At 63.3% G+C, this 12,894-nt stretch carries 9 protein-coding genes; 7 read left to right on the top strand and 2 right to left on the bottom strand.

Annotated elements, in window-relative coordinates; all coding sequences use genetic code 11:
- Positions 1-76: 76 nt before the first annotated feature.
- Positions 77-934 (bottom strand): prephenate dehydratase, encoded by an 858-nt coding sequence (locus tag XH98_RS04085; protein ID WP_057759485.1) that lies wholly within the window; start codon positions 932-934, stop codon positions 77-79.
- A 20-nt stretch (positions 935-954) separates the two neighbouring features.
- Positions 955-1,695, bottom strand: a complete 741-nt coding sequence (locus XH98_RS04080; RefSeq protein WP_271603745.1) for a 3-deoxy-manno-octulosonate cytidylyltransferase — start codon at positions 1,693-1,695, stop codon at positions 955-957.
- Between the two features lie 219 nt (positions 1,696-1,914).
- On the opposite strand from XH98_RS04080, the gene XH98_RS04075 reads away from it, so the two are divergent.
- The 7 genes from XH98_RS04075 (at position 1,915) to XH98_RS04045 (ending at position 12,617) form a co-directional block, all read left to right on the top strand.
- The gene (locus XH98_RS04075; protein ID WP_271603746.1) at positions 1,915-2,469 is read left to right on the top strand and encodes a c-type cytochrome; all 555 of its coding nucleotides are present in this window, start codon (positions 1,915-1,917) and stop codon (positions 2,467-2,469) included.
- Between the two features lie 213 nt (positions 2,470-2,682).
- Entirely contained in the window at positions 2,683-4,584 is a 1,902-nt protein-coding gene (locus XH98_RS04070; protein ID WP_271603747.1) for an ABC transporter substrate-binding protein, read from the top strand.
- Positions 4,585-4,598: 14 nt separating this feature from the next.
- Positions 4,599-6,485, top strand: a complete 1,887-nt coding sequence (locus XH98_RS04065) for an extracellular solute-binding protein (protein WP_271603748.1) — start codon at positions 4,599-4,601, stop codon at positions 6,483-6,485.
- Positions 6,486-6,487: 2 nt separating this feature from the next.
- On the top strand, positions 6,488-7,597 hold the full coding sequence (locus XH98_RS04060; RefSeq protein ID WP_057759478.1) for a microcin C ABC transporter permease YejB: 1,110 nt from the start codon (positions 6,488-6,490) through the stop codon (positions 7,595-7,597).
- Positions 7,597-8,784, top strand: coding sequence for an ABC transporter permease (locus tag XH98_RS04055; protein WP_271617856.1), 1,188 nt, complete (start codon positions 7,597-7,599; stop codon positions 8,782-8,784). The genes XH98_RS04060 and XH98_RS04055 overlap by 1 nt, the downstream gene beginning before the upstream one ends.
- Before the next feature lie 7 nt (positions 8,785-8,791).
- Positions 8,792-10,429 (top strand): ABC transporter ATP-binding protein, encoded by a 1,638-nt coding sequence (locus tag XH98_RS04050; RefSeq protein ID WP_271617855.1) that lies wholly within the window; start codon positions 8,792-8,794, stop codon positions 10,427-10,429.
- A gap of 325 nt (positions 10,430-10,754) precedes the next feature.
- Positions 10,755-12,617 (top strand): LuxR C-terminal-related transcriptional regulator, encoded by a 1,863-nt coding sequence (locus XH98_RS04045; RefSeq protein WP_271617854.1) that lies wholly within the window; start codon positions 10,755-10,757, stop codon positions 12,615-12,617.
- Positions 12,618-12,894: the final 277 nt, after the last annotated feature.

Raw genomic sequence — 12,894 nt, 5'->3', positions numbered from 1 at the left:
CCGGAATCTCGAGGTTCTCAGGTGCGCAAGTGCGCACCATAGTTCACGCTGCGCGTGCCCCGGAACGACACAGCAATCAGTCCTGCTTCTCGCTGAACGTCGCGCGGAAGGGGTGGCCCGGATACACGCCGACGATGCGGAATTCGCGCGAGAAGAATTTCAGCTCCTCGATTGCAAACGCCAGGCCCTTGTCTTCGGGGTGGCCGTCGACGTCAGCGTAAAACTGCGTGGCGAAGAAATTGCCGTCGACCATGTAGCTCTCAAGCTTGGTCATGTTGACGCCGTTGGTGGCAAAGCCGCCGAGCGCCTTGTAGAGCGCGGCGGGCAAGTTGCGCACCCGAAAAACAAAAGTGGTGACCAGCGGGCCCGACCCTGGCGCGGCCCATTTCGGCTCCCGCGCCAGCACCACGAAGCGCGTGGTGTTGTGGGCTTCGTCCTCGATGTCCTCGGCGAGGATGTCGAGGCCGTAGATTTTTGCTGCGAGGCGCGAGGCGATCGCGGCGACGGTCTTGTCCTTGCGCTCGGAGATGTCACGGGCGCTGCCGGCGGTGTCGGCGTGCACGATTGGCTTGATCCCGAGCTTGCGGATGATGCGGCGGCATTGGCCGAGCGCATGCACATGGCTCTCGACGCTCTTGATGTCCTCGAGCTTGGTGCCCTTGATCGCCATCAGCTGATGGCGGACCGGCAGGAACCATTCGCCGATGATGAAGAGGCCGGAGGCCGGCAGCAGATGATGGATGTCGGCGACGCGGCCGGCCACCGAATTCTCGATCGGGATCATGCCGAGATCGGCCTCGCCCGAGGAGATCGCCGACAGTGCATCCTCGAAGGTGGCGCAGGGCATCGGTTCCGCGTCGGGATAGGCCTCGACGATGGCGATATGGGAATTGGCGCCAGGTTCGCCCTGGAATGCGATCTTCATCTTGCTCATGACGGCCTTGTAGCAGCGGCTCAGGATTTGGAAAGGATGCCGCGGGCGGTTTCGAGATCCGGCGGCGTGTCGACGCCGCGCGGCACGCTGTCGACGATGATGATGTCGATGCGCATGCCGGCTTCCACCGCCCGGAGTTGCTCCAGGTTTTCCTGAACCTCCAGGGGAGAGCGCGGCAGCGTGACGTAGCGCTCCAGCGCCGCGCGGCGGTATGCATAGAGACCGATATGGTGGTAACGCGGTCCGTCGCCGTAGGGAGCGGTCGCGCGGGTAAAATAGAGCGCCCGCATCCGCCGCGGCCCGATCGGCGAGCCGATCGCCTTCACGACGCTCGGGGCTCGGTCTTCCTCCTCGGTGTGGATCTGTGAGGCCAGCGTCACGATGTCGACCCCGGGATCGTCGAAGGGCGGCAGCACCTCGCGGATGGTCTGCGGTGTGATGGTCGGGAAGTCGCCCTGGAGATTGATCACGATCTCGGCCTTCGCGTCCGGGTCGAGCTTCTGCATGGCCTCATGGATGCGGTCGGAGCCGGAGGGGTGCGCGGGGCTGGTCATCACGGCCTCGCCGCCATGGGCTCTCACGACGGACGCGATCTCGTCCGTGTCGGTTGCCACCGCCACCCGGCCGATACCGGCGGCTTCGGCGCGCCGCATCACATGCACGATCATCGGCAGGCCCGCGATATCGGCGAGCGGCTTGCCGGGCAGGCGGGTGGCGGCCATGCGGGCCGGGATCAGCACCAGGATGCGAGGATCGATCATCGGTTTAAGGGCCTGGGAACGAGGCGTTTTCCGCCTCAAGAAATCGGATGGGGATGGGCGATGAGCCGGCTCGCTTATACGGGTTGCCAGAGCACGGGCAAACCGATATCTGAATGGCAAAACTCGGGGAAACAATAAGGAACGTCTGATTCTCCCGAGGCTCGTCCTGGCGGCCGCCCGGCCGCTTATTCCTTATTGCGGTGTGGGGCCTGGCCGGAAATGGACTCTTTCGAACTCAACAAGATTCTCGGTGCGGTACTCGGCACCTGTCTCATTCTGCTGGTGACGAGCTTCACCGCCCAGGCGCTGTTCTCGCCCAAGATGCCGGAAAAGCCGGGCTTCGAGATCGCCGTGAAGGAAGAGGCCGGTGACAAGGGCGGAGCAGGCGCTGCCCCGACCGCGTCCGAACCGATCGAAAAGCTGCTCCAGACCGCATCCGTCGAAAAGGGCGCCTCCGCCGCCAAGAAGTGCGGCGCTTGCCACACCTTCGAAAAGGGCGGCCCGAACCGCGTCGGACCGAACCTCTATGGCATTGTGGGCGATCACGTCGGCGAAGGCCGCGGCGGCTTCAACTTCTCGGCCGCGATGAAGAGCAAGGGCGGCACCTGGGACTTTGACGCGCTCAACAAGTTCATTGCCAATCCCAAGGCCGCCGTTCCCGGCACCGCGATGGGTTTTGCCGGTATCCCGAAGGACTCGGAGCGCGCCGACGTCATCGCCTACCTCAACAGCCTCTCCGACAGCCCGAAGCCGCTCCCGACCGCGGCGAAATAAGGCCTATCGGCACGTCATCTTGGACAAGCGGCCAGGCTTCAAAAGCCTGGCCGTTTCCGTATCCGGGCCTCGCGGCGTTGTTATCGGGGCGTTTGGCCGCATCCGACATGCCGTCCGGCCTTCCAAGATGAGGAAAAAGCAACGTGTTCCGTCGAAACCTCGCCTATATTGGGAACTTAAAGGAGTAGCCTCCTTCAAGACAGGGATGTTGATTTGGCCATTACCCGACGCGATCTCTTGCTCACCGGCGCGGCCGTCGCTGCGCTTCCCGCCCTCGGCTCTGCAGCGGGTGTTCCCGTCGTCGGCACGGCAGAGGCACAATCCGCGGGCGAGCTTCCCTGGCGCCATGCGCTCTCGCTTTTTGGCAAGGTCAAGTATCCGGCCGACTTCAAGCGCTTCGACTACGTCAATCCGGACGCACCCAAGGGCGGCGTCGCCCGCCAGATCGCCATCGGCACCTTCGATAATTTCAATATCGTCGTGTCCGGCGTGAAGGGGCAGGTCTCCGGTGCCGTCGCATTCATCTACGAATCCCTCATGACGCCCGCTCTCGACGAGGTCTCGACCGAATACGGCGCGCTGGCCGAAGCCGCCAGCCACCCAGACGATTTCTCCTTTGTCACCTATCGTCTCCGGCCCGAGGCCAAATGGCATGATGGCAAGCCTGTTACTGTCGAGGACGTGATCTTCTCGCTCGATGCCTTCAAGAAGCATCACCCAATGTACTCGGCCTATTACAGCCATGTGGTCCGGGCCGAGAAGGTCGGCGAGCGCGAGGTGAAATTCGTTTTCGATGCACCAGGCAACCGCGAGCTGCCGCAGATCGTCGGGCAGCTCACGGTCCTGCCGAAGCATTGGTGGGAAGGAACGGACGCGCAGGGCAAGAAGCGCGATGTCTCGGCGACCACGCTCGAAGTGCCGCTGGGCTCCGGCCCCTACAAGGTCAAGGAGTTCGTTGCAGGACGGTCGATCGCGCTGGAACGCGTCAAGGACTATTGGGGAGGCGATTTCGCCGCCAATGTGGGGCGCAACAATTTCGACGAGCTACGCTACGAATATTTCCGCGACGCCACCGTCGCGATCGAGGCCTTCAAGGCCGATCAGGTCGATTGGCGCACCGAGAACAGCGCCAAGAACTGGGCGACCGCCTACGATTTCCCGGCTGTGACCGAAAAACGGGTGATCCTCGAGGAATTTCCCAATCGCAGCTCGGGCGTGATGCAGGCCTTCGTGCCGAACCTGCGCCGCGCCAAGTTCAGCGATCCGCGCGTGCGCCGTGCGCTCAACTATGCGTTCGACTTCGAGGAGATGAACAAGCAGATCTTCTACGGTCAGTACAAGCGCATCAGCAGCTATTTCGACGGCATCGACGAGTTGATGGCGACCGGACTGCCGCAGGGAAAAGAGCTCGAAATCCTCGAGACGGTGCGCGCCCAAGTCCCGCCCGAGGTTTTCACGACTCCCTACACCAATCCGGTCGGCGGCAGCCCGGAAGCCGTCCGCGATAATCTGCGCGAGGCGCTGCGCCTGTTCAAGGAGGCCGGCTACGAGGTGCGCGACCGCAAGCTGATCGACGTCAAGACCGGCACCCAGTTTTCCCTTGAGCTGCTGAACTCGGATCCGAGCTTCGAGCGAGTCACGCTGTTCTACAAGCCGTCGCTGGAACGGCTCGGCATCGCCGTCAGCGTGCGGACGGTCGATCCGACCCAATACGAGAACAGGACGCGCGAGTGGGATTTCGACGTCGTCACCAACTCCTGGGGCGAGTCGCAATCGCCGGGCAACGAGCAGCGCGAGTTCTGGTCGTCCAAGACCGCCGATATCGCCGGTTCGCGCAATCTTGCCGGCATCAAGAATCCGGCCATCGACAAGTTGATCGAGCGCTTGATCTATGCGACCGATCGCGATGATCTCGTTGCGGCGACCAAGGCGCTCGACCGTGTGCTGCTGTGGAATCACTACGTCGTGCCGCAATGGAACTATCCGAAGGTGCGCACTGCGCGCTGGGATCGCTTCGGTCGGCCGGCGGAATTGCCCAAATATGGGCAGTCCGGCTTCCCGTTTATCTGGTGGTACGACGCAGACAAGGCGGCACGGATCGCAAAGAAGTCGTGAAGGACATGTCCCGCATGGTGCAGCTTTCACGCCGGCATGTGCTGGTCCTCGGTGTCGGCGGCGCGCTCAGCGCCGCCGCACTCCGTAACGCAGCGGCGTCCGAGGGGCCCACCGAGGCCCACGGCATCTCGGCCTTCGGCGATCTCAAATATCCCGCCGATTTCCACCATTTCGATTACGTCAACGTCGACGCACCGAAGGGCGGCGTGTTCTCGCTGATTCCGTCGACAAAGGGCTACAACCAGTCCTTCTTCACCTTCAACTCGCTCAACGCCTTTGTGCTGAAGGGCGAGGGCGCACAAGGCATGGATCTGACCTTCGCCACGCTGATGGCGCATGCCGGTGACGAGCCCGATGCCATGTACGGCTATGCCGCGAAGTCGGTGCAGATCTCTCCCGACAAGCTCGCCTATCGCTACACGATGCGGCCTGGGGCGAAGTTTCACGACGGTACGAAGCTGACCGCACACGACGTTGCCTTCTCGATCAATGTCCTGAAGGACAAGGGTCATCCGCTGATCCAGATCCAGATGCGCGACGTCAAGGGCGCCGAGGCCATCGACGATGCCACCGTCATCGTGACCTTCGCCGAGAAGCGCGCGCGCGACGTGCCGCTTTACGTGGCGAGCCTTCCGATCTTCTCCAAGGCCTATTACGCGAGCCGGACGTTCGACGAGACCACGACCGACACGCCGCTTGGCTCGGGCCCTTACAAGGTCGGCAAGTTCGAGATCAATCGCTTCATCGAATTCGAGCGCGTGAGGGATTGGTGGGCCGCCGAGTTGCCGGTCTGCCGCGGCAGCAACAATTTCGATGTGATCCGCTACGAGTTCTACCGCGACCGCGACGTCGCCTTCGAGGGCTTCACCGGCAAGAACTATCTCTACCGCGAGGAGTTCACCTCGCGCATCTGGGCGACGCGCTACGACTTCCCGGCGATCAAGGACGGCCGCGTCAAGCGCGAGGAGGTGCCCGATCAGACACCTTCGGGCGGTCAGGGCTGGTTCCTCAACACGCGGCGGGACAAGTTCAAGAATCCCAAAGTGCGCGAAGCGCTGAACTATGCGTTCGATTTCGAGTGGACCAACAAGACCATCATGTACGGCGCCTATGCGCGCGCCCGCTCGCCGTTCCAGAATTCCGATCTCGTCGCCGAAGGGATGCCGTCGCCGGAGGAGCTGAAGCTGCTCGAGCCCTTCCGCGGCCAGGTGCCCGATGAAGTGTTCGGCGAGCCGTTCGTGCCGCCAATGTCTGACGGTTCGGGCCAGGATCGCGCGCTGCTGCGCAAGGCGCAGCAATTGCTCCAGGAGGCGCAGCTTCCGGTCAAGGACGGCAGGCGGCTGTTGCCGAACGGCGAGGTCTTCAGCATCGAGTTCCTGACCGACGAGGCCTCGTTCCAGCCGCATCACGCCTCGTTCCTGAAGAACCTGAACATGCTTGGCATCGATGCGAATTTGCGTCTCATCGATGCCGTCCAGTATCGCGCCCGCGTCGAATCCTTCGATTTCGACGTGGCCATCAACCGCATCACCATGTCGGCCACGCCCGGCGACAGCCTGCGCACCTACTTCACCTCGCAAGCAGCAGCGACGAAGGGGTCCTACAATCTGGCCGGCGCATCCAGCCCCGCGCTCGACGCGCTGGTCGAGAAGGCGATGGCCGCCGAGACGCGCCAAGATCTGACGGTTGCCTGCCGCGCGATCGATCGTGTCTTCCGTGCTGGCCGCTACTGGGTGCCGCAATGGTACAATACCAGCCACCGGCTGGCGTATTGGGACGAGTTCAGCCATCCCGCGAACCTGCCGCGTTACGCGCTCAACGACTATACGAGTGGCGTAGGGGAGCGGACCCTGTGGTGGTACGACCCCGCCAAGGCCGCCAAGCTCGAGCAGGCGAAATAATCATGAGCGCCTATATCGCCCGCCGCGTTCTCCTGATGATTCCGACCTTGCTCGGAATCCTCTTCGTGTCCTTTGTCGTCGTGCAGTTCGCGCCGGGCGGGCCGGTCGAGCGCGTGATCGCGCAGCTGTCGGGCGCCGACACCGGCGGCACCTCGCGTATCTCGGGCGGCGGCGATTTTGCCCAGCGCGCGCCGGGGCAGCTTGGTGCCGGTGCCGATGCCATCAACTCCAAATATCGCGGCGCGCAGGGGCTCGATCCTGACTTCATCAAGAAGCTCGAAGTGCAGTTCGGCTTCGACAAGCCGGCGCCGGAGCGTTTCGCGCTGATGGTCTGGAACTTCGCCCGCTTCGATTTCGGCAAGAGCTATTTCCGCGATGTCAGCGTGATCCAGCTGATCAAGGAGAAGCTGCCGGTCTCGATCTCGCTCGGCATCTGGCTGACGCTGATCACCTATCTGATCTCGATCCCGCTCGGCATCCGCAAGGCGGTCAAGGACGGCTCCCGCTTCGACACCTGGACGTCCGCGGTGATCATCATCGGCTTCGCGATCCCGGGCTTCCTGTTCGCGATCCTCCTGATCATCCTGTTCGCCGGCGGCTCCTTCTTCAACCTGTTCCCGCTGCGGGGGCTCACCTCGGATGGCTGGTCGCAATTTCCCTGGTACTGGAAGATCATCGACTATTTCTGGCACCTCACCTTGCCGCTGATCTCGATGGGGCTCAGCGCATTCGCGACCATGACGCTGCTCACCAAGAACTCGTTCCTGGACGAGATCCGCAAGCAATATGTCATGACCGCGCGGGCCAAGGGCTGCAGCGAGAACCAGGTGCTCTACGGCCACATTTTCCGCAACGCGATGCTGATCGTGATCGCGGGCTTCCCGGGCGCCTTCATCCACGCCTTCTTCTCCGGCTCGCTGCTGATCGAGACGATCTTCTCGCTGGACGGGCTCGGGCTGCTCAGTTTCGAGAGCGTGCTCAACCGCGATTATCCCGTCGTGTTCGGCACCCTCTACATCTTTTCGCTGGTCGGCCTCGTGGTCAATTTGATCTCCGATCTGACCTATATGTGGATCGATCCGCGGATCGACTTTGAGGCGAGGGAGGTCTGATGGCCCTGACCGCCCCGACCCCCCCGACCCCGATCGAGACGTCGGCCAAGACGCCGCTCGGCGCAGCCGTGCCGATCACGCGCAAGCCGTTCGTGCCGTCGCCGCTCAACAGGCGGCGCTGGGAGAACTTCAAGGCGAACCGGCGCGGCTACTGGTCGTTCTGGATCTTCATGGTTCTGTTCGTGGTGTCGCTGTTCGCCGAGCTGATCGCCAACGACCGCCCGTTCCTGATCAAATATGACGGCCACCTCTACTGGCCGGCTTTCGTCACCTATTCGGAGACGACGTTCGGCGGCGACTTCGAGACCGCGGCGGACTACCGCGATCCGTACTTGCAGAAGCTGATCAAGGACAAGGGCGGCAGCATCGTCTGGCCCTTGATCCGTTATTCCTACGACACCCACAATCTCGATCTGCCGACCCCGGCGCCGTCGCCGCCGACCTGGATGCTGACGGAAGCCCAATGCAAGTCGGTGGTCGAGAAGAAGGGCCTGAAGAGCTGCCGTGATCTCGAATACAACTGGCTCGGCACCGACGATCAGGGCCGCGACGTGGTGGCGCGGCTGATCTATGGCTTCCGCATCTCGGTCCTGTTCGGCCTCTGCCTCACCATCGTCTCCTCGATCGTCGGCGTCGCCGCCGGCGGTATCCAGGGCTATTTCGGCGGCTGGATCGACCTGACCTTCCAGCGTTTCATCGAGATCTGGACCGCGATTCCCTCGCTCTATCTGCTCTTGATCCTGTCGTCGGTGCTGGTGCCCGGCTTCTTCGTGCTGCTCGGCATTCTCCTGCTGTTCTCATGGGTGTCGCTGGTCGGCCTCGTGCGCGCCGAGTTCCTGCGCGGACGCAATTTCGAATACATCCAGGCGGCGCGTGCGCTCGGCGTGTCGAACGCCGTGATCATGTTCCGGCATCTCTTGCCGAACGCGATGGTCGCGACCATGACCTTCCTGCCCTTCATCGTTTCCTCTTCGGTGATGACGTTGACGGCGCTGGACTTCCTCGGCTTCGGCCTGCCGCCCGGCTCGCCCTCGCTCGGCGAGTTGCTGTCGCAAGGCAAATCCAACGTGCAGGCGCCGTGGCTCGGTTTTACCGGCTTCTTCTCGGTCGCGATCATGCTGTCGCTCCTGATCTTCATCGGCGAAGCCGTGCGCGACGCCTTCGATCCGCGCAAGACGTTCAAGTGAGGGCGTGATGGACGCGATCAACCAGCCCCTGCTTGCCGTCCGCGACCTCTCGGTGGCCTTCCACCAGGGCGGCAACACGACGCTTGCAGTCGACAAGGTCTCGTTCCAGATCAAGCGCGGCGAATGCGTCGCGCTGGTCGGCGAGTCCGGCTCCGGCAAGTCGGTCAGCGCGCTGTCGATCCTGAAGCTGCTGCCCTATCCCAGTGCCTCGCATCCCTCGGGCAGCATCCGCTTCAAGGGCCAGGAGCTGATCGACCGGAGCGAGCAGCAGATGCGCCAGATTCGCGGCAGCGACATCTCCATCATCTTCCAGGAGCCGATGACCTCGCTCAACCCGCTGCACACCATCGAGGCGCAGATCGGCGAGATCATCCAGCTGCACAATCCGACCAGTAATGCAGAGGCGCGGAGGCGGACGCTGGAATTGCTGACGCAGGTCGGCATTCCCGAGCCGGAGACGCGGCTGAAGAGCTATCCGCACCAGCTCTCCGGTGGCCAGCGCCAGCGCGTGATGATCGCGATGGCGCTCGCCAACGAGCCGGACCTCTTGATCGCGGACGAGCCGACCACGGCGCTTGACGTCACCGTGCAGGCGCAGATCCTGGCGCTGCTCGCCGAAATTCGCTCGCGGCTCGGCATGAGCCTGCTCTTCATCACCCACGACCTCGGCATCGTCCGTCGCATCGCCGAAACCGTCTGCGTCATGAAGGGCGGCGTGATCGTGGAGCAGGGGCCGGTCGAGCAGGTCTTCAAGGCCCCGAAGCATCCCTATACGCGCGATCTGCTCGCGGCCGAGCCGAAGCCGGATCCGGCGCCGCCGCAGCCGAACGCGCCGGTGGTGATGTCGACCGACGATCTCAAGGTGTGGTTTCCGATCAAGCGCGGCCTGATGCGCCAGACGGTGGGGTACATCAAGGCGGTCGACGGCGTCAGCGTCGCCGTGCGCAAGGGCGAGACGCTCGGCGTCGTCGGCGAGTCCGGTTCGGGCAAGACCACGCTGGGCTTAGCGCTGCTGCGGCTGATCTCCTCGAACGGGCGCATCGTCTTCCTGGGCAAAGACATCCAGGGCCTGCGCTTCAAGGAGATGCGTCCCTTCAGGCGCGACATGCAGATCGTGTTCCAGGATCCGTTCGGCTCGCTCTCACCGCGCATGTCGGTCGCCGACATCATCGCCGAAGGCCTCTTGGTGCATCAGCCAAAACTGTCGCGTGAGGAGCGCGAGGCGCGCGTCGTCAAGGCGCTCGAGGATGTCGGGCTGAAGCCCGATACCCGCTATCGCTACCCGCACGAATTCTCCGGCGGCCAGCGCCAGCGCATCTCGATCGCGCGCGCGGTGGTGCTGGAGCCTGACTTCGTCGTGCTGGACGAGCCGACCAGCGCGCTCGACATGTTGTTCCAGGCCCAGATGGTCGATCTCTTGCGTGAGCTTCAGCGCAAGCGCGATCTCACCTACATGTTCATCTCGCACGATCTACGCGTCGTCGCCTCGCTCGCCAGCCACCTCATCGTGATGCGCGGCGGCAAGGTGGTCGAGGAAGGCCAGGCCGCCGAGCTGTTCAAGAACCCGAAGACGGACTACACGCGCGCCCTGTTCGCGGCGGCATTCCGGCTGGAGACGGCGGGGAACGGCTCGGTCGCGACCTAGTCTCCTCACCTCTCGCTGTCGGAACCAACGGGAGCGTCGTGCGTTGCCGCGCTGCTCTTTGAAGTGCCGTCGTTGCACCTAGGTCGCGTTGCCGGGCGAGTTAGGAACGCCGGACGAGATGCCGCAGATGCTCCCTATCCGACTCGTCATAGCTGATCGCCGTCCGATCGTTCTGCAGGGGTTTGCCTCGCTATTTGCGGCGGAGCGTGACTTCGAAATCGTCGCCTCGTGCATCAATGGAGCCGATTGCCTGGACGCACTTCGGAGGCTGACGCCGGATGTCGTGCTTGTCGAGGACGGATTTTCCGACGTGACGGCTGCTGAAATGCTCGCCGTCGCCAATGCCGAAAACCTTGCCACGCGCCTGGTCTTCTACACCGCGTCGGTTGCGCGCGGCGATCTCGCCGCTGCCATCGAAGCGGGGGCCTGCAGTGCGATTCCGATGCGCGAGGAGCCCGAAACCTTGATTCAATCCCTGAGGCTGGTGGCGCCGACCCCGGGGCGGGCGGCTGCCAGCAAGCCACGCAAGGGCGCGTTGGGTGAGAATGGGCTCGCCGCGCTGACGGACCAGGACCGCAAGATCATGCGCCTGGTCGCCTCCGGCATGCCGAACAAGGAGATTGCGCGCCGCCTCAAGGTCGCCCCAGGCGCCATCAAGGCACGCCTCGATCGCATATCGGCCCAGCTCGACATCAAAAGCCGGAGCGAGCTTGCGACCTTCGCCCTGTCGCGCCTTTTCGGCGGAATCGGCGCGCTCGCAGCGCTGATCTGGGCGGCGCTCGACGATGTCAGGGACGCGAGCGCGGCCGCAATTGATCATGCGGATACCGACAGCGTCACGGTCACGGCCGCAGACGGCACAAGCGCCGTCGTGACCATTAAAATCGCCACGCAAAAAACGGCTACTACGCCGGGCAAAGCGGTCAAAGCCGTGGGCAAGGTCGGCCGCATTGATCATTCCGTAGCTGGCACGCCGACGACGGCCGGCAGGCCGATCGAATCCCGTTCCGATAGTGTCGCCGGCGCGATCACGTTGCCGACACTCACATCTTCAAGGCCGGGCTTGAGCAGCGCTGGCGCATTCTTGATGACGGCGGTCGGAGTCTTGATCTACGAGTTCCTTCATAGTCCCGCGCAGGCGTTCAAGGTTGGCGATGGCCCGAACGATCTCCATGCGTCGGCTGCCGCAAGCGGCAGCAGCGAAATGGCCGCCCTCAATGGTCCCGGGACCGTCGATCCGGCGCTCAGCGGCTTCGACACCCTGGCCTGGCTCGATCCTGAAACACATCGTGACACATTCGTCTTCGCTGCTGCCCAGAGCGATGGCAGCAGCAGACATGACGAAATTCAGACCGTCGACGCAACCTGGCGCGAGGATGGCGCTGACGGCAACGCGACCCCTCACATCGGAGCCGGTGCCGTCGATGCTCTGATCGAACAGAGCGGCCTCGCGCAGGCGGCTGCCGCGAACCCATCGATGCGTGCCGAACACGACACCATGCGGGCGATCGCAGGAGAGGGGCCCGATCGTGAACCAGCGCAGCGCGATTTGCATGTTTCGGACCAAGGCGCCGCAGCCGGCAAGCCGCATGCCGAGCAGGAGTCGCGAGGGCACAATGTAAATCATGGAAAATCGCAAGCCGATGTGCAGGCGTCGGAGGACGGCGCCGCAGCCGAAAAGCAGCATGGCAAACACGACCAGGCCGGGCACACATCCGGTCCCGGGCCATCGCATCGCGATTTGCACGCTTCGGAGCATGGTTCGGCAGCTGCCGGGAAGCACGTCGCGGACGATGGACCCGGAAGTCATCTCAAGTCCGCCCAGTCGCAGCACGATGTCCACGAGCCGCACGCGAATGCTTGCAAAAATCCGCACGCAGCGCCGGGCCAGGACACTGGCAGCAACGGCGATGCGACCGATGCCTCCGGTCCGGCGCAAGCGACAGCTGCGCCCCAGCGAGGGGATTCCTTTCACTTCAAGAACGATATGGCAGAGGCCAAAGCGTCCGACCATCTTAAGTCTGGCCACGGACCCGATACGATTGGATATGCTCCGCACGATGCGGAAATTGACGCTCTGGCGCAGATGCATCATGCAGGCCCGACTGGCGCTTCACACGCCGAGCCAGGCGCCCTTGATCACGCAAGAGGCATTGAGCACCATTTCACGCATGATTTGGTTGTCTAAAGCGCGATGAGATTAGGATGAATCGTTATCGCGCTTTAGGTCATTGTTTGAGCATGATCTCCGCGCCAACGCGTTCCGTTGATGTCGCGAGGGAAAACCGCTTCGCACTTTTCCGGATCATGCAGCACATGGCAGGTAGGATGGGTTGAGCTGTTGCGAAACCCATCGCCTGACGGCCGGAGCCAAGCAGTCGTCGGTGCGCCGATTTCGCCAGCTTGTGGCTCACAGCCGAATTTGGCGTTGAGCCGATTGGCTCCGGGTGCTATCCTCGAGCGCC

This window comes from Bradyrhizobium sp. CCBAU 51745, assembly GCF_028128715.1.
Lineage (GTDB): Bacteria > Pseudomonadota > Alphaproteobacteria > Rhizobiales > Xanthobacteraceae > Bradyrhizobium > Bradyrhizobium manausense.
Note: the sequence above shows the minus strand (reverse complement) of the source record. Positions and strands in the feature narration are given on the sequence as shown.